This window comes from Nocardioides psychrotolerans (assembly GCF_900113685.1).
Taxonomy (GTDB): domain Bacteria; phylum Actinomycetota; class Actinomycetes; order Propionibacteriales; family Nocardioidaceae; genus Nocardioides; species Nocardioides psychrotolerans.
Genome location: NZ_FOQG01000002.1, coordinates 92,547 through 108,997 on the forward strand (window position 1 = coordinate 92,547; position 16,451 = coordinate 108,997).

17 protein-coding genes are annotated in these 16,451 nt (G+C 71.9%); 14 read left to right on the forward strand and 3 right to left on the reverse strand.

Features of this window, described 5'->3' with window-relative positions; all coding sequences use genetic code 11:
* Positions 1 to 82: 82 nt before the first annotated feature.
* Positions 83 to 796: a proline-rich domain-containing protein gene (locus BM204_RS02620; RefSeq protein WP_143099636.1), complete on the reverse strand. Its 714-nt coding sequence runs from the start codon at positions 794 to 796 to the stop codon at positions 83 to 85.
* 111 nt (positions 797 to 907) lie between these two features.
* Here BM204_RS02620 and BM204_RS02625 point away from each other — a divergent pair, with 111 nt between their 5' ends.
* Positions 908 to 2,017, forward strand: a complete 1,110-nt coding sequence (locus tag BM204_RS02625; protein WP_091110191.1) for a GNAT family N-acetyltransferase — start codon at positions 908 to 910, stop codon at positions 2,015 to 2,017.
* On the opposite strand, the gene BM204_RS02630 is transcribed toward BM204_RS02625, so the two are convergent.
* Positions 1,987 to 2,925 (reverse strand): endonuclease/exonuclease/phosphatase family protein, encoded by a 939-nt coding sequence (locus BM204_RS02630; protein WP_170259059.1) that lies wholly within the window; start codon positions 2,923 to 2,925, stop codon positions 1,987 to 1,989. The two genes, BM204_RS02625 and BM204_RS02630, sit on opposite strands and share 31 nt — an antisense overlap.
* A gap of 61 nt (positions 2,926 to 2,986) precedes the next feature.
* On the opposite strand from BM204_RS02630, the gene BM204_RS02635 reads away from it, so the two are divergent.
* From BM204_RS02635 to proB, 8 genes are all read left to right on the forward strand, one after another.
* Complete coding sequence (locus BM204_RS02635; protein ID WP_246165814.1) at positions 2,987 to 4,207, forward strand: winged helix DNA-binding domain-containing protein; 1,221 nt, start codon at positions 2,987 to 2,989, stop codon at positions 4,205 to 4,207.
* Positions 4,204 to 4,509, forward strand: a complete 306-nt coding sequence (locus BM204_RS02640) for a DUF4190 domain-containing protein (protein ID WP_170259060.1) — start codon at positions 4,204 to 4,206, stop codon at positions 4,507 to 4,509. Before BM204_RS02635 ends, BM204_RS02640 begins: the two co-directional genes overlap by 4 nt.
* A 63-nt stretch (positions 4,510 to 4,572) precedes the next feature.
* Positions 4,573 to 5,292, forward strand: a complete 720-nt coding sequence (locus tag BM204_RS02645) for a TIGR03936 family radical SAM-associated protein (RefSeq protein WP_091110198.1) — start codon at positions 4,573 to 4,575, stop codon at positions 5,290 to 5,292.
* Positions 5,293 to 5,654: 362 nt separating this feature from the next.
* Positions 5,655 to 8,777 carry an Rne/Rng family ribonuclease gene (locus tag BM204_RS02650; protein WP_091110200.1) on the forward strand — a complete coding sequence of 1,041 codons (3,123 nt, stop codon included), beginning with the start codon at positions 5,655 to 5,657 and terminating at the stop codon, positions 8,775 to 8,777.
* Between the two features lie 163 nt (positions 8,778 to 8,940).
* Positions 8,941 to 9,243 (forward strand): 50S ribosomal protein L21, encoded by a 303-nt coding sequence (gene rplU, locus BM204_RS02655; RefSeq protein WP_091110202.1) that lies wholly within the window; start codon positions 8,941 to 8,943, stop codon positions 9,241 to 9,243.
* A 33-nt stretch (positions 9,244 to 9,276) separates the two neighbouring features.
* A complete protein-coding gene (gene rpmA / locus BM204_RS02660; RefSeq protein WP_091110203.1) occupies positions 9,277 to 9,531 on the forward strand; it encodes a 50S ribosomal protein L27 in 255 nt (84 codons plus the stop codon).
* Positions 9,532 to 9,633: 102 nt separating this feature from the next.
* Positions 9,634 to 11,169 (forward strand): GTPase ObgE, encoded by a 1,536-nt coding sequence (obgE, locus tag BM204_RS02665; protein ID WP_091110205.1) that lies wholly within the window; start codon positions 9,634 to 9,636, stop codon positions 11,167 to 11,169.
* Complete coding sequence (gene proB, locus BM204_RS02670) at positions 11,166 to 12,287, forward strand: glutamate 5-kinase (RefSeq protein WP_091110206.1); 1,122 nt, start codon at positions 11,166 to 11,168, stop codon at positions 12,285 to 12,287. The genes obgE and proB overlap by 4 nt, the downstream gene beginning before the upstream one ends.
* 9 nt (positions 12,288 to 12,296) lie before the next feature.
* Here proB and BM204_RS02675 read toward each other — a convergent pair whose 3' ends face one another.
* Complete coding sequence (locus BM204_RS02675) at positions 12,297 to 12,584, reverse strand: DUF1905 domain-containing protein (RefSeq protein ID WP_091110208.1); 288 nt, start codon at positions 12,582 to 12,584, stop codon at positions 12,297 to 12,299.
* Between the two features lie 53 nt (positions 12,585 to 12,637).
* On the opposite strand from BM204_RS02675, the gene BM204_RS02680 reads away from it, so the two are divergent.
* From BM204_RS02680 to BM204_RS02700, 5 genes are all read left to right on the forward strand, one after another.
* Positions 12,638 to 12,961, forward strand: coding sequence for a hypothetical protein (locus BM204_RS02680; protein ID WP_091110210.1), 324 nt, complete (start codon positions 12,638 to 12,640; stop codon positions 12,959 to 12,961).
* A gap of 76 nt (positions 12,962 to 13,037) precedes the next feature.
* A complete protein-coding gene (locus tag BM204_RS02685) occupies positions 13,038 to 13,337 on the forward strand; it encodes an amphi-Trp domain-containing protein (protein ID WP_091110212.1) in 300 nt (99 codons plus the stop codon).
* A gap of 162 nt (positions 13,338 to 13,499) precedes the next feature.
* Entirely contained in the window at positions 13,500 to 14,474 is a 975-nt protein-coding gene (locus BM204_RS02690) for an endonuclease/exonuclease/phosphatase family protein (RefSeq protein ID WP_091110213.1), read from the forward strand.
* Complete coding sequence (locus BM204_RS02695) at positions 14,471 to 15,115, forward strand: nucleotidyltransferase domain-containing protein (protein ID WP_091110215.1); 645 nt, start codon at positions 14,471 to 14,473, stop codon at positions 15,113 to 15,115. The genes BM204_RS02690 and BM204_RS02695 overlap by 4 nt, the downstream gene beginning before the upstream one ends.
* Positions 15,116 to 15,253: 138 nt before the next feature.
* Positions 15,254 to 16,450: a cysteine desulfurase family protein gene (locus BM204_RS02700; protein ID WP_091110217.1), complete on the forward strand. Its 1,197-nt coding sequence runs from the start codon at positions 15,254 to 15,256 to the stop codon at positions 16,448 to 16,450.
* Position 16,451 lies beyond the last annotated feature (1 nt).

The window sequence follows — 16,451 nt, forward strand, 5'->3', positions numbered from 1 at the left end:
GACACAACAGCTCCCCCCACCCGGCGCGAGCCGGGCGGGAGGAGCTGTCGGGTGCCCCCGAAGTCAGGACGACGGCGCTGGGTCAGCGCAGCGACTCGGTGAGGTCGGAGCCGTCCTCGGCGAAGGCGACACAGGCCAGCTTGTCGCCCGACTCGGGCTCGGCGGTCTGGGTCAGGCCGATGTAGTTGTAGCCCTCGGTGATGAAGGAGTTGAGCTCCTCGTCGGTGAAGGCGATCGCCTCGTCACACAGCGTGTTGGAGGAGTCGTCGCCGAAGTCGGCCACGTCGTCGCCCGACAGGGTGACCGTCGCGAGGACCTCGCCGTCGTGCTTCTCGCCGCAGCCGACCTTCTTGATCTGGGAGACCGCTTCGTCAGAGGCGTCGAGGCCCTTGGCAGTGACGCAGTCGCCCGTCTTGAGGCTGTCGACCGACTCGCCGCCGAGGATCACACCGGCGGCCACGAGGGCGACCAGCAGGATGACGACGATGATGTCGATCACGATGGCCGCGATGGCCAGGCCCTTGCCGCCGCCCTTCTTCGCGAGCACGACGATCGCGAGGACGAGCGAGACCAGGGTCGTGAGACCGCAGGGGATGAAGGCGAGGACGAGGGCCGCGATGGCCATGCCCTTGCCCTTGGGGGGCTCCATACCGCCGGGACTCGCGGGGTAGGCGTTGCCGTAGGGCGGCTGCTGGCCTCCGCCGTAGGGCTGCTGCGGGGCGCCGTAGGGGGTGTTGCCAGGCTGTCCCTCCGGAGTGCCATAGGGCTGTCCGGGACCTTCAGGTGGTGTAGTCACGCGCACACACTAGGGCGCGCGGGCCCCTCCCTGTCGGCACTTGTCCGAACCAGTTGCCGGGTGTCGTCGGGGCCCCGGGGGCGCACCCGGTGGCGTGGCTATGCTGCGCCGGTGACCACGCGCCCGCTCTACGTTCACGTCGGTGCGAGCAAGACCGGGACGTCTGCGCTCCAAGCCGGGCTGTGGGAGTCCAAGCGGTTCCTGCGCCGCTCCGGCATCGGCCTTCCGTTCGTCGGCCGCCCGGCACACGTCCGTCGCCTGCTGCGGCCACTGGGCTGGACCATGGGGACCGGGTTCGACCGCCCGCCCAAGCCCCAGGTCCTGCGCGAGCTGGCCTCGCGGCTCCGCGACACCCCGGGCGACCGGCTTCTGGTGAGCAACGAGGACCTCTGTGAGCTCGACACCCCTCGCATCGACCTGGTGCGTGAGCTCGCGGAGGCGGCCGACCTCGACCTGCGCGTCGTGGTGTCGGCCCGCGACTGGGCCAAGCAGCTGCCCTCGGAGTGGCAGCAGTTCCTCAAGCACCGGCTCACCACCGACTACGACTCCTTCCTCGAGCAGGTACGACGGCGCGAGGGTGCCGCAGCCGAGCACTACTGGCAGCGCCAGGACGTGGCCGGCATCTGCGCCCGCTGGGCGACCGGTCTCGACCCGGCCGACGTCCACGTCATCGCCGTTCCGCCGATGTCCGCCGACGCCGATGGCGTCTTCCGCCTCTTCGGCGAGGCCGTCGGCTTCGACGCGACCCGCCTGACCCTGCCCACCCACCACGTGAACGCCTCGTTCGGCTACGTCGAGGCCGAGGTCCTGCGCCGGCTCAACTCCAGCCTGGGGGACCGGTTGCCCGACTACGAGCTGGACTATGTGCCGGCGGTGCGCAACGTGCTGGTGCGTGGGGTGCTCGCGCGTGAGGCCAGCGCCAAGATCACCCTGCCGCCCGAGCACCTCGCCTGGGTGCGTGACCTCGGTCAGCAGCATCTCGAGGCACTGCGCAGCGGCGGCTACACGCTGCACGGCGACCCGCGCTACCTCGTGGCGGGGGAGGACGCCGCCACGGCCCTGCCGTCGCTCGACCCCGACGCCGTGGCCGACGCCGCGGTGGAGACGCTTGCGTCGTTCGCCGTGCGGATGCACCAGCGCGGACGCGGCAAGGGCCAGCGCGGCCCGGGAGGCCAGCGCGGCCCGGGCGCTCAGCAGTCCGCGCGACGCGGCAACGCGTAGTCGACCAGCACAGCGCGGTGGTCCGCGACCCGCGAGGCCAGCACCTGCGCCTGCTCCGGCACCCAGCCACCCGTGCCGTAGAGCACGAAGTCGATGCGGCGCTGCGGCACGCGTGGAGGCACGGTCAGACCTTCACCGACGCCCACGAGCGGCCACGGGTCCGAGGTGAAGGTGTCGATGACCTGCATCGCGGGTGACCCGCTCTCGGCGTTGAGGTCACCACCGAGCAGGAACGGCCGGTCGTTTCCGGCGACCAGCTTCCGCACGCCACGGGCCTGCACGATCCGGATCACCCCGCGGGTGTGCTGGAAGTGGGCGTTGTAGACGTCGACGGCGCCGCCGGGCAGGTCGATCGTCGCGCGCAGGAGGCCCCGCTGCTGGAGTCCGGGGAAGTTGGGCAGCAGCTGGTTGGACCAGCTGAGGATCGGCAGCCGGCTCAGGGTCGCCGTACCGGACTCGCGACGCGGGCCGCCCTCGCTCTCCGGCGGCCGGGTGAAGTTGCGGCCGAAGACCACGTCCATGCTGAGCAGCTGGCCCAGCTCGGCCGGCTGGTCGTCCAGGCCCGACTTGGCGCGGAAGCGGTGCACCTCCTGGAGGAGCACCACGTCGGCGTCCCACGCGCGGATCTCGTCGGCCATCGCGGGCAGGTCGTAGCCATCAGGCCCCACCGCGCCGTGGATGTTGATCGTGGCCACCCGCAGCCGCTGGGTCGGCGGCGCGACGCAGGGCGAGGTCGGGTCCGTGGGAGCCAGGGTCGGCGGCGTACCGGTCGGGGGCGGGAGGCCGGAGGACGGCGCCGGCAGCGGCGGGCGGACCCCGGTGTCGTCGGGGCGGGGCCAGAAGACGACGAGGCACACGACGAGCAGGAGGGCGAGGGCCGCGAAGCCGGCGTGGATCCAGCGGTTCATCGTCACCTCTCGTCCGTGGGTCGGTCCTCCTCGGGCGTGGCCCAGGGTAGGGGGCCCGTCCGTGCGAGCCACCCTCCAGGGCCTCCAGGGTGTCCCCGGGATCGGGCACCATGAGGGGATGCGACTGATCAGCGACGCCGAGCGCCGGGCCCGCATCGGGCAGCGCCACGCGATCGCGCCGGGCCTGCGGGCGACGGGACCGGAGGCAGCGACGCGGGCGATGACGGTGCTGCACTCCACCGAGCCGGCGACGGTCCACCTCTCCCTCTTCGCCCGCGTGGACGGGCTCACCCACGACGACGTCGACCGGGCGCTCCACACCGACCGCACGCTGGTCAAGCAGCTCGCGATGCGGCGCACTCTCTTCGTCTTCCCGCGCGACCTGCTGCCGGCGGCGTGGGGGAGCGCGTCGGCGCGGGTGGCCGACACCGAGGGGCGGCGCGTCGCCCAGGACATCGAGCGCGCAGGGGTCGCTGCCGACGGGGTCGCCTGGCTCGACGAGGCCCGCAGCGCCGTGCTCGCCCTGCTCGGCGAGACCCCGACCGGCAGGACCGCCCTGGAGCTGCGGGAGGCGATCGCCCACATCGACGTCAAGATCGACGTCACGGCCGGCTCCACGTGGGGCGCCGGGCGGGTGCTGACCCACCTCGGCGCGACCGGCGACCTGGTGCGCGGAGTCAACACGCTCCACTGGCGGCTCTCGCGGCCACGGTGGACCCGGATGGAGGACTGGCTCGACGTCGTACCTCCTCGGCTGGAGGCGCGCGAGGGCTACGCCGAGCTCGTACGACGGTGGCTCGCCACCTTCGGGCCCGGCGCCGTCGAGGACGTCCAGTGGTGGCTCGGAGGGACCAAGGCAGCGGTGCGCCAGGCCCTGGTCGACCTCGACGCGGTCGAGGTCGCGCTCGAGGAGGGCGGCGCCGGCTGGGTGCTGCCCGACGACATCGACGAGGTGAGCGCCGCGGAGCCCTGGGCCGCGCTGCTGCCGGTGCTGGACCCGACCGTCATGGGGTGGAAGCACCGCGGCTTCTACCTCGGCTCCCACGGCCCCGCGCTCTTCGACCGCAACGGCAACGCCGGCACGACCGCGTGGTGGGACGGGCGGGTCGTGGGCTGCTGGGTCCAGGACGCCGACGGGGTCGTGGAGGTGCGGCTGCTGGAGGACTGTGCGCGCGAGGCGCGGCAGGCCCTGGACGTCGAGGCCGCGCGGCTCACCGAATGGCTCGAGGGGCGGCGGGTCAGTACGGTCTACCCTTCCCCGGCGATGAAGGAGCAACGTTGACGCAGCAGCCTCCGCCGGGTGTGCCCTACCCTCGGCCGCAGCCGCCGGCCAACGGCCATGCGGTCGCGGCGCTCGTCCTCGGTGTCGTCTCCCTGACCGGGTGCTCGTTCGTCACCGGGATCCCGGCGATGATCCTCGGACGGATGGCCCAGCGCGAGATCGCCGAGTCCGGTGGTCGATCCTCGGGCCACGACCTGGCGACGATCGGGTTCTGGCTGGGGCTGGTCGCCACGGTGGTCGGCGCGCTCGCCGTGCTCGGCGTCCTCGCGATCTTCTTCGGGTTCGTCCTCGTCAGCGACTAGCCGCCACCAGCAACGCCTCACGCCCGCTTGCCCACCACCTCGACCCGGAGCAGGACCCGACCCATGGCACGCAACCAGCCCGAGCAGCAGGCGCCTCCCGTCCAGCGCCTCCGCATCCGCTACGCCAAGCGCGGGCGCCTGCGTTTCAGCAGCCACCGTGACTTCAGCCGCGCCTTCGAGCGTGCGATCTTCCGGGCGCGGGTGCCGATGGCCTACTCGTCGGGCTTCAACCCGCACCCTCGCATCTCCTACGCCGGCGCGGCGCCGACCGGATCGGCCAGCGAGGCCGAGTTCCTCGAGATCGGCCTCGCCGAGATCGTCGACCCGGCCGCGATCCACGCGGCACTTGTCGAGGCGCTCCCGGACGGTCTCGACGTGGTCGAGGTCGTGGAGTCGCCCGGGGGAGCCCTTGCCGACCAGCTCGAGGCCAGCCGGTGGCAGATCGACATCGAGGCGTCGCTGGCCGAGGTCGAGGCAGCGGTGTCGACCTTCCTGGCCACTGACTCGGTGCAGGTGGAGCGGATGACGAAGAAGGGGCTGCGCGAGTTCGACTGTCGCGCAGCGGTGCTGTCTCTGGCAGCCGTCCCGGGGGAGCGCGGTGCCCGCCTCGACCTGGTCCTGCGGCACGGGGTGCCGGCCGTCCGGCCCGACGACGTCCTCTCCGGGTTGGCCCGCACCTCCGACCTCTCCCCGGTCCAGACCCCGCTCCTCACACGTCTCGCCCAGGGGCCCCTCGATCCCGAGACCGGTGAGATCGGCGACCCGCTGCGGCCGAGGAGATAGTCCGTTTCCGATCGGTTGTGCGATAGTGGCCCTGGTCGATGACCCGTGGTCGACTCCTCACCAGGAGCCTGCCGCCCGAAACGACTCGACGACGTTCTCGCCGGACACCTCGCACCTGAAGTGCTCGGCACAGTGGTTGGAAGTCGTCGCCGGACCGCGACGCGGCCAGTGATAGTCGGTGACAGCGACTCTCGCCTGTGGCCCTGCGACCGCGGCAGGTGACGTAGCTCCCGTCCAGTGACGCACCTGCGGAGGGTGTCGCCGCCACACGAAGGCTTTGCGCCGTCGATCCCCTAGCTTGTCGGGTCCGCGGCGTCTGACACGCCCGGACGGCGCGCCGTTCCGGGTCGAGGAGCAGCACCATGGCTGACGACGACACCACCTCATCTGACACTCCTGTCACCGAGGTCACCAGCGACACCCCGGGCGACACCCCGGTCAAGCCCGCCAGGAAGGCCGCCGCCAAGCGCGCCCCGGCCAAGAAGGCCGCCGCCAAGCGCACGGCCAAGAAGGCCGCACCGGCCCTCGAGCCGGGCACGGATGCGGCCGCTGACGCCGCCCCCGAGGCCCTGATCGAGGCCCCGACCGCGCCCGAGGCACCCGCCCCGGCGAAGAAGGCCGCGGCCAGGAAGACCGCCGCGAAGAAGCCGGCGGCCAAGAAGGCCACCGCCAAGAAGGCGGCCGCCGAGCCCACCGGCCAGGACTCGCCCGTCGAGACCGCTGACGCGCCGGCTGTCGAGACCGACGCGGGTCCTGCGGCTCCGATGGTCCTGTTCCAGGCGCCCGAGAAGACCACCCCCGCCCGCCGCACCCGCAAGACCGCCGCCACCAGGGCCGCCGAGGCCGCCGAGGCCGCTGCCGCGGTCGAGAGCACCGAGACTGTCGAGCCCGCTGCCGCGGACGACGCGCCGCCGGCCCGCACCCCGCGCAAGCGCTCCTCCTCGCGCTCCCGCAAGCCGGCCGCCGAGGCGCCGGTCGAGACGCCGGCTGAGGACGAGACCGACGACGAGGTCGCTGTTGCGACCAGTCCCGAGGGCAGCTCCCCGACCGACGTCGACCAGGACCCGGCCGAGGGCGACGACGACAACGACGAGGACGAGGACGCCAACGGTGAGGGTGGTGGCCCGCGCCGCCGCCGTCGTCGCGGAGGTCGCCGCCGCCGCAAGGCCGGGGACAACGACGACTCCTCGGGCGACGACTCGGGTGACGACTCCTCGGACGACAGCGACAACGCGCCCCAGGGCGGCCGCAACCAGGGCGGCCGGGGCCAGGGTGGTCGTGGCAACCAGGGCAACCAGAACAACCAGGGCGGCGACCGCAACGGCCCGGGCAACCAGGCCGAGCAGGACGACGACGCCGGGGACGAGGGTGGCAGCACCCGCCGTCGGCGCCGTCGGCGCCGCGAGGGCGACGGCGATGCCGGTGGCAACGGTGACGAGCCCAACACCGTCACCCGCGTCCGCAAGCCCCGCAACGCCGAGGACGAGATCACCGCGATCGCGGGCTCGACCCGCCTCGAGGCCAAGAAGCAACGGCGCCGTGAGGGTCGCGAGGCCGGCCGCCGTCGCGCCCCGATCGTCAGCGAGGCCGAGTTCCTCGCCCGCCGCGAGTCGGTCGACCGCGTCATGGTCATCCGGCAGGCCGACGAGCTGACCCAGATCGGGGTGCTCGAGGACAAGGTGCTTGTCGAGCACTACGTCGCCCGGGAGTCGCAGACCTCCCTCATCGGCAACGTCTACCTCGGGCGCGTCCAGAACGTCCTGCCGTCGATGGAGGCCGCCTTCATCGACATCGGCAAGGGCCGCAACGCCGTGCTCTACGCCGGTGAGGTCAACTGGTCCGCGCTGGGCCACAAGGACGGCCAGTCCCGCAAGATCGAGTCGGTGCTCAGCTCCGGCCAGCCGATCCTCGTGCAGGTCACCAAGGATCCGGTCGGGCACAAGGGCGCGCGCCTGACCAGCCAGGTCAGCCTCGCCGGTCGCTTCCTGGTCTACGTGCCCGACGGCACCACCAGCGGCATCTCCCGCAAGCTGCCCGACACCGAGCGCAACCGCCTGAAGTCCCTGCTCAAGGAGATCGTCCCCGAGACCGCCGGCGTCATCGTGCGCACCGCGGCCGAGGGCGCCAGCGAGGAGGAGCTGACCCACGACGTCGAGCGACTCAAGGCACGCTGGGAGGACATCGACGGCAAGGCCAAGGGCCAGGCCCCGCAGCTGCTCTACGGCGAGCCCGACCTGACCCTCAAGGTCGTGCGCGACCTCTTCACCGAGGACTTCAAGGAGCTCGTCATCCAGGGCGAGGAGGCGTGGGAGAGCGTGCAGGCCTACGTCGCCCAGGTCGCCCCCGACCTCCAGGACCGGGTCAAGCGCTACGACGGCGGCGGTGACGCCTTCACGACGTACCGCATCGACGAGCAGATCGCCAAGGGCCTCGACCGCAAGGTCTGGCTGCCATCGGGCGGCTCGCTGGTCATCGACCGCACCGAGGCCATGACGGTCGTCGACGTCAACACCGGCAAGTTCACCGGCTCCGGCGGCAACCTGGAGGAGACCGTCACCAAGAACAACCTGGAGGCGGCCGAGGAGATGGTGCGCCAGCTCCGGCTCCGCGACATCGGCGGCATCATCGTCATCGACTTCATCGACATGGTGCTCGAGTCCAACCGCGACCTGGTGCTGCGTCGTCTCGTCGAGTGCCTGGGCCGCGACCGCACCCGCCACCAGGTCGCCGAGGTCACCTCGCTCGGCCTGGTGCAGATGACCCGCAAGAAGATCGGCACCGGCCTGGTCGAGGCCTTCAGCCACAACTGTGAGCACTGCCAGGGTCGCGGACTCGTGATCCAGGACCACCCCGTCGAGCCCAAGGGTGGTGCCGGCGACGAGCAGCAGTCCCGCGGCGGCAGCAGCAGCAGCAGCAGCAGCAGCAGCAGCAGCAGCGGCGGGCGCCGCTCGCGCGGTCGTGGACGTGGCCAGCAGGAGGACCAGGGCGCCCCTGCCCCGGTTGCCCCCAAGGTTGCGCCGTCCCCCAAGGACATCGCGGCCATGGCCAAGCCCGAGAACGCCGGTCGCGCCGACGAGGCTGCGGACCAGGTGGAGGAGACCCTTGAGGTCGAGACCGCCGAGCAGCCGGACGTCCAGCAGCCGGACGTCCAGGCCGAGCCGGCCGTCGAGTCCGAGCCCTTCGTGGAGGCCGAGCCGGCCGCCGCGCAGGAGCCCGAGGCCCCCAAGGTCGTCACCCGCACCCGTCGTACGACGCGCTCGACGGCCACCATCAGCACGACGCCGGCGACGATGCCCAGCGTGGTCGTCTCCGCGGCTCCGGACGAGGCAGCTGTCCCGGTGGTCCCGGTGGTCACAGCCGAGCCTCCCAAGGTCGTCACCCGCACCCGGGGACGTGCCCGCGTGGCCGAGCCCGAGCCCGAGCCTGCGGTGGACGAGTCGGTGGTGGAGCACGTACCGGTGAAGAAGGGCGCTCGCAAGCGCTGACCGGGGCGCCGCTCGCCCACGTTTTGCGGTGCGAGCGGCGCGTCCGTACTATTGACCCTCGGTGCGTTGACTCGTGCCCACTCTGCTCGGCAGCCCACCACTCAGGTGGTCGTGGCCCGGGGCAGACCCAGTTTTTTCAGTGAGACAGACGAAGGAGACCGCGGTGTACGCGATCGTGCGCGCAGGCGCCAAGCAGCAGAAGGTCGCCGTGGGCGACGTCATCGAGATCGACAAGGTGAAGACCGGTGTCGGCGAGTCGGTGACCCTGCCGGTCGTGCTCGTGGTCGACGGCGAGACCATCACCGCGACGGGCCTCGACAAGGCCGCCGTGACCGTCGAGATCCTCGGCGCCTCCAAGGGTCCGAAGATCGTGATCCAGAAGTACAAGAACAAGACGGGCTACAAGAAGCGCCAGGGTCACCGTCAGAAGTACACCCAGGTCAAGGTCACCGACATCTCTCTCTGAGCCTGGCTCGAGACACACCCGAAGGACTACGAAATGGCTCACAAGAAGGGCGCCGCGTCCACCAAGAACGGCCGCGACTCCAACTCCCAGCGCCTCGGCGTCAAGCGCTTCGGTGGTCAGGCTGTCAACGCCGGCGAGATCATCGTGCGCCAGCGCGGCACCCACTTCCACCCGGGTAGCGGCGTCGGCCGCGGCGGTGACGACACCCTCTTCGCGCTGATCCCCGGCGCCGTCGAGTTCGGCCGCAAGCGCGGCCGCAAGGTCATCAACATCGTCCCGGGCGAGTGACCTGACGCTCGCTCGTTCCACCTCCGCGCAAGGGCGTCCCTGATCACGGGGTCGCCCTTTCGCCATTTTGTGCAACATCTACGAACAGACAGGCGGTGAACCATGGCAGTCCCGACTTTCGTCGACAAGGTGTCGCTCCACGTGAGCGCTGGTCGCGGCGGACACGGCGTTGCCTCGGTGCACCGTGAGAAGTTCAAGCCCCTCGGTGGGCCCGACGGCGGCAACGGCGGTCAGGGTGGCTCGATCATCCTGCGCGTCGACCCGGACGTCACGACCCTGATCGACTATCACCACAGCCCGAAACGGCTGGCCGAGAACGGCGGCCACGGCGCCGGCTCGCACAAGAACGGCGGTCACGGGAGCGACCTGGTCCTGCTCGTCCCCGACGGGACCGTGGTCACCGACGCGCAGGGCAACGCTCTCGCCGACATGATCGGTCCCGGCACCGAGCTGGTCATCGCGGCCGGTGGCCGCGGTGGTCTCGGCAACGCGGCGCTGGCCAGCTCCAAGCGGAAGGCGCCCGGCTTCGCCCTGCTCGGCGAGCCCGGTGAGGAGCTCGAGATCCGCCTCGAGCTCAAGGTCGTCGCCGACATCGGCCTGGTCGGTTTCCCGAGCGCCGGCAAGTCGAGCCTGATCGCCTCCATCTCCCGGGCTCGGCCCAAGATCGCCGACTACCCCTTCACCACCCTGGTGCCCAACCTCGGCGTGGTCACGGCCGGCGAGACGACGTTCACCGTCGCGGACGTGCCCGGCCTGATCGAGGGCGCGAGCGAGGGTCGCGGCCTCGGGCACGACTTCCTGCGCCACATCGAGCGCTGCGCCGCTCTGGTCCACGTGATCGACACCGCGACGATGGAGCCCGGCCGCAACCCGGTCGAGGACCTGGACATCATGGAGAACGAGCTCTCGCGCTATGGCGGGCTCGAGGACCGGCCGCGACTGGTCGCCCTCAACAAGATCGACGTGCCCGACGGGCGCGACATCTCCGACATCACGATCGACGACCTTCGCGATCGGGGCCTGCGGGTCTTCCCGGTCTCTGCTGCCAGCGGCGAGGGCATGCGCGAGCTGACCTTCGCGATGGCCGAGATCGTCCGGGCTGCCCGCGTCGAGCGCGAGGTCGTCGCGTCCCAGCGGATCGTGCTGCGCCCACCCAACGCCGACAGCGACGAGGACTTCACGGTCCAGGAGTCGCCGGACGGATGGCGCGTCAAGGGCACCAAGCCCGAGCGATGGGTGCGCCAGACCGACTTCAGCAACGACGAGGCGGTGGGCTTCCTGGCCGACCGGCTCAACCGGTTGGGAGTCGAGACCAAGCTCGTCAGGCTGGGCGCGGTCCAGGGCGACACCGTCATCATCGGCTCCGACGACAACTCCGTGGTCTTCGACTTCAAGCCCGGCATCGACGCGGGCGCGGAGAACCTCGCCCGTCGTGGTGAGGACGAGCGCTTCGAGGAGAAGCGCCCGGCACACGGTCGCCGCCGCGCCATCCAGGACGGCATGGAGGACCGCGCCGAGACCGAGACGCGCGCCGACGTGGCCCGCCGCCTCGACAAGCCGGAGAAGTACGGACCGAAGGCCTACGTCATCGGCTCGCGCGAGGACCCCGACTGGGCTGAGAGCGACCCCGACGCATGACCGAGGGCCGGCGGATCGAGGTCACCGTCGCACGCCGGATCGTGGTCAAGGTCGGCTCGTCGTCCCTCACCACCGCCGCGGGCAAGATCGATCCCTCCACCGTCAGCCGCCTCGTCGACGTGCTCGCCGCTGCGCGGCTGCGTGGTGCCGAGGTGGTGCTGGTGTCCTCGGGTGCCATCGCGGCCGGCCTGGCCCCGCTCGGCCTGGCCAAGCGGCCCCGCGGCCTGGCCGCCCAGCAGGCCGCGGCGTCCGTGGGGCAGGGACTGCTCGTCCACCGCTACACCGAGGAGCTCGCCCGCCACGGCGTAGTGGCGGGGCAGGTGCTCCTGACGCTCGACGACGTGACGCGGCGCTCCCATTACCGCAACGCCTATCAGACCTTCGCCAAGCTCCTCGAGCTCGGTGTGCTGCCGATCGTCAACGAGAACGACACGGTCGCGACCAACGAGATCCGCTTCGGTGACAACGACCGGCTTGCGTCCCTCGTCGCCCACCTGGTCCACGCCGACCTGCTGGTGCTGCTCTCCGACGTCGACGGTCTCTACGACGCCGACCCCCGCGAGCCGGGCGCCCGCCGCGTCACCGACGTGACCTCGCCGGCCGACCTCGAGCAGGTGCGGATCGGGTCCACCGGGTCCGCCGGGGTGGGCACGGGCGGCATGCAGACCAAGGTCGAGGCGGCGCGCATCGCCACCGGCGCCGGCATCCCGGTGGTCCTGGCGGCCGCCGACCAGGCCGCGGTCGCCCTGGCCGGTGAGCCCGTCGGCACGCTCTTCCACGCCACCGGCCGCCGCCAGCCGACGCGATTGCTCTGGCTGGCCCACGCGACCGACCCCCAGGGGACGCTGCTGCTGGACCCGGGCGCCGTCCGCGCGGTCGTCGAGCGGCACGCCTCGCTGCTGGCCGCCGGCATCACCGGCGTGATCGGCGCCTTCACCGCCGGCGATCCCGTCAACCTGGCCGGCCCCGACGGGGTCCCGGTCGCGCGTGGCCTGGTCAACTTCGACGCCGACGAGGTGCCTCGGCTGCTGGGTCGCTCGTCCCAGGACCTCAAGCGGGAGCTGGGTGCCGCCTACGAGCGCGAGGTCGTCCACCGTGACGACCTCGTGCTGCTCTGACCCAGGTGGTCAGACGGCGATGGTGAGGGCCACGGTCACGACGTCGCCGAGCGTGAGTGACTCGGCGTTGCGGATCTTGTCCTTGAGCGGCACGACGTAGCCGCCGTCCTTGGGCCACAGGGCCGTCGTCCAGTCGGTGGCGCCGATCCGCACGCTGGCCGGGATCATCCCCCAGCCATAGCTCACCATCGGCGAGACGGCCAGGAGCTCGGCGCACTCGTCCTCGGGCACCGACACGAAGTGGTAGGGCGCCGGGCCGCGCCACTCCCAGATCTCACCGGTGAACTCCAGGTCCATGGGGCCACCGTAGGACAGGTTGTGGACGTTCTGCGGACGTTAGGCTCGGTCCTGTGCAAGGTCATCTGCCCGGCCCCGCGGACGACGGTCCTGGCTCCGATGCGACGCTCAACGCCCTCTACGACCTGGTGCCCGATGCCGAGGAGGTCGACCTGGCCGAGGAGGTCCGGCTGGAGCAGGAGCAGACCTGGGCCCTCGAGAACGCCGGGTTCGTCGAGGAGGACCGGCTCCCACCGGTGGACGAGCAGGTGCCCGAGGAGCCGCCCCTGCCCGCGCCGGAGGAGCGGCTGACCGACGGCCAGGTCCAGGGGCTGCTGGAGCACGTGCTCGGGGCCGAGGTCGTCGACGACGAGGACCCGCGGGACCACGAGACCTGAGGATCGTTCTCAGCCGGGTTGGCTACGGTGACGGCACGGACGCCACCCGGCGTACGACGACGTGAAGGAGCCCTGCGTGAGCAAGGAAGCCCGCGACATCGAGCGCATCTATGCCACCGACGAGGTCGTCGCCAAGCTGCGACGCCTCGCCGACGCCCTCGAGAAGGGCGAGTCGTTCCGGATCCAGATCGCCGGTGAGCGCTTCCGCGTGCCTGCCCGCGCCGAGTTCTCCATCGAGCACGAGCGCGGCGACGGCGAGGAGGAGGTCGAGTTCCAGCTGAAGTGGTCGATCGCCGACGCCGACGCCGACTCCGAGGCCTCGGACGATGAGGACGACGAGGGCTCGGACTCCGAGGACGACGACTCGGTCGTCTGACCTCTCCACTCGGTCCTGATGTAGCGCGGCGCCACGGCGGCCACCGCTCGCGCTCTCGGCCGAGACCGGGTCTCGAGATCCGACGGCTGGTGCGGGCCGGTCAGGAGGGGATACGGACGGGGGAGCGGTCCTGTTGAACGATCGGCTCGCTAGTTTCGAGCCATGCCCCGCTTCCTCTTCCGGCTGCTCGTCGTCGTCCTGCTGCTGCCCGCGGTCCTGCTCACCGTCGTCCGGCTCGTGGAGCCCGATCTCGCACGCACCGCACAGCTGCAGGCGTTCACCCCCGCCGGGCTCCCGTTGTACGCCGCCGCGCTGGTGCTCCTGCTCCTCGTCGTGCTCCGACGGGCCACTCGCCACCGGCTCCTGGCGGTGCCGATCGCCGTGGCTGTGGCCGGCCTGGCGCTGCACGTGGTGTGGTTCGCGCCGCTCGTCTCGGGTCCTGTCCCGCGTCCTGCTGCGGACGGCGGGCCGACGGTCGCGGTGATGACCGCCAACCTGCTGGCCGGGGCGGGCGACGCGACGCGCCTGGTCGTCGAGGCAAGCGAGGCCGGCACCGACGTGCTGGTCGTCAGCGAGGTCACGCGCGGGGACGTGGAGGAGATGGAGCGGGTCGGTCTCTCCGAGGTGTTCCCGCACCGGCTCGGGCAGGACGGCGCGGTCGACGGCGCGGTCACCGCGACGATGGTCTTCGCCCGCGAGCCGATCGAGCTCGTGGAGTCCCTCGACACGACCTTCGACGCGATGCTCGTGCGCGTTGGGGACCTGCAGGTGCTCGCGGTGCATCCGGCGCCACCCACGCTCTACTCCGACTGGAAGTCCGACCACCGTGCGATCCTCGAGGTCGCCGAGCGTGAGGAGGTGGACGTGATCGCGGGTGATCTCAACGCGACGCTCGACCATGCCCCGCTGCGCGCCCTGGTCGACGCGGGCTACCGCGACGCCGCCGAGCTGACCAACGCCGGGCTGGCGGCCACCTGGCCGGTCGACGGTGGCTTCCCGCTGCTGAGCCTGCTGCCGCCGTCGGTCGCGATCGACCACGTGCTCGTCTCGGACACCTGGACCGTCACCGCGACCCGCACCCTCGACGTGCCCGGCTCGGACCACCGCGCGGTCATGGCGACGGTGGCTCCGCGGTGAACGCCGACCAGCCGCCCGAGATGGACGACGCCGAGTTCCTCCGGTGGCACGGTGCGTGGGAGCCGCTGACACCCAGCACGATCGGCGCCTTCATGGCCGGGTTCGACCGACCCTGGTGGGTCGTGGGCGGGTGGAGCATCGAGGCGTTCACCGGGGTCGCGCGCGAGCACGAGGACCTCGACGTCTCGATGCTCACCTGCGACGCCCCTGCCTTCCGCGACTTCCTCGGCGAGCGGTGGACGCCGTGGGTGGTCGGCGGGTCGATGGGCCCCGGCGGGATGCGTCCCTATCGCCTCGGCGGACCCGACGTCGACCGCGAGGGCCAGCTCTGGGTCCGCCGCAACGCGGGTGCGCCGTGGGTCCTCGACGTGCCGCTGACGCCCGACACCGGCGGGCTCTGGACCAACAAGCGCTGGCACGCGCACGTCGCCCCCGTCGCGGACGTGACCTGGGTGGGCGACGACGGCGTGCCCTACCTGCGCCCCGAGGTCACGATCATGATGAAGGCGCGCCTCGACCGGCCGAAGGACCGCGCCGACCTCGATGCGTGCTGGCCGCTCCTGGGTGACGCCGAGCGGGCCTGGGCGCGCGACACGATCGCGCTCGCACATCCCGCTCACCCTTGGCTCGGGCTGTTCTGAGCCCTCGAGTCGTGTGCCTGAGAGCGCGGTGGGGCGCTGCCTGAGGCACACGACCCCACACGGCCACCCCGTCCAGCCGGTCCGCTCGACGGTGGTGATGGGCGCCGGTGACCTGAGGCGCCGTACCCTAGGGGTGCAATGAGCCAGTCCAGTCCCGATCCGGTCGTCTACCTCGACCACGCCGCCACCACGCCCATGGTGCCCGCGGCGGTCGAAGCGCTCACCGCCCACCTGCTCGACGTCGGCAACCCCAGCTCGCTGCATGCTTCCGGGCGTCGCGCCCGGCGCATCGTGGAGGAGTCGCGCGAGACCATCGCGCAGGCCGTCAACTGCCGTCCCGGCGAGGTCGTCTTCACCGCAGGCGGCACCGAGGCCGACAACCTGGCGATCAAGGGCATCTACTGGTCCCGCCAGGGCACCGACGCCCGCCGCACCCGCGTCCTCACGACCTCGGTGGAGCACCACGCCGTGCTCGATCCCGTCTTCTGGCTCGGTGAGGGCGAGGGTGCCCAGGTCGAGCTGCTGCCGGTCGATCGCGACGGCCGCCTCGACCTCGACGCACTGCGCGCGTCCGTCGAGCGCGACCCCGCCTCGGTCGCCCTCATCTCGGTCATGTGGGCCAACAACGAGGTCGGCACGCTCCAGCCCGTCGACGACGTCGTGGCCATCGCCGCGGCCCACGGCATCCCCGTCCACACCGACGGCGTGCAGGCCATCGGCACCGTCCCGGTCGACTTCGCGGCCTCGGGGGTCGACGCCCTGGCCCTGACCGGGCACAAGGTCGGCGGGCCCTACGGCGTCGGCGCGCTCGTCGTACGACGAGAGCTCGCGGTCACCGCGCTGGTCCACGGCGGCGGTCAGGAGCGCGACATCCGCAGCGGCACCGTCGACACCCCGGCGATCGCCGGGCTCGCGGCCGCGGTCGAGCTGGCCGTGAAGCACCAGCCCGAGCACGCCGTACGCATGAGGGCGCTGCGCGCTCGCCTCGTCGAGGGCGTCCTGGCCGCGGTGCCCGGAGCGATGCTCAACGGCCCGGCGCTCGACGACCCGACGGCCCGCCTGCCCGGCAACGCCCACCTGAGCTTCCCCGGTTGCGAGGGCGACTCGCTGCTGATGCTCCTCGACGCGCGCGGCATCGAGTGCTCGACCGGCTCCGCCTGCTCGGCCGGCGTGCCGCAGCCCTCGCACGTGCTGCTCGCGATGGGGCGCGAGCCCGACGAGGCCCGCAGCTCGCTGCGCTTCTCGCTCGGCCACACCAGCACCGAGGCCGATGTCGATGCCCTGGTCGCGGCGATCGGCCCCTGCGTCGAGCGCGCGAGGGCAGCCAAGGCATGAG

Bases quoted from the DNA above. Each gene is read 5' to 3' on its own strand.
- BM204_RS02630 (WP_170259059.1), bottom strand. From the start codon at position 2,925: ATGAACCGCTGGATCCACGCCGGCTTCGCGGCCCTCGCCCTCCTGCTC.
- BM204_RS02645 (WP_091110198.1), top strand. From the start codon at position 4,573: ATGGCACGCAACCAGCCCGAGCAGCAGGCGCCTCCCGTCCAGCGCCTC.
- BM204_RS02650 (WP_091110200.1), top strand. From the start codon at position 5,655: ATGGCTGACGACGACACCACCTCATCTGACACTCCTGTCACCGAGGTC.
- rpmA (WP_091110203.1), top strand. From the start codon at position 9,277: ATGGCTCACAAGAAGGGCGCCGCGTCCACCAAGAACGGCCGCGACTCC.
- obgE (WP_091110205.1), top strand. From the start codon at position 9,634: ATGGCAGTCCCGACTTTCGTCGACAAGGTGTCGCTCCACGTGAGCGCT.
- proB (WP_091110206.1), top strand. From the start codon at position 11,166: ATGACCGAGGGCCGGCGGATCGAGGTCACCGTCGCACGCCGGATCGTG.
- BM204_RS02675 (WP_091110208.1), bottom strand. From the start codon at position 12,584: ATGGACCTGGAGTTCACCGGTGAGATCTGGGAGTGGCGCGGCCCGGCG.
- BM204_RS02690 (WP_091110213.1), top strand. From the start codon at position 13,500: ATGCCCCGCTTCCTCTTCCGGCTGCTCGTCGTCGTCCTGCTGCTGCCC.
- BM204_RS02700 (WP_091110217.1), top strand. From the start codon at position 15,254: ATGAGCCAGTCCAGTCCCGATCCGGTCGTCTACCTCGACCACGCCGCC.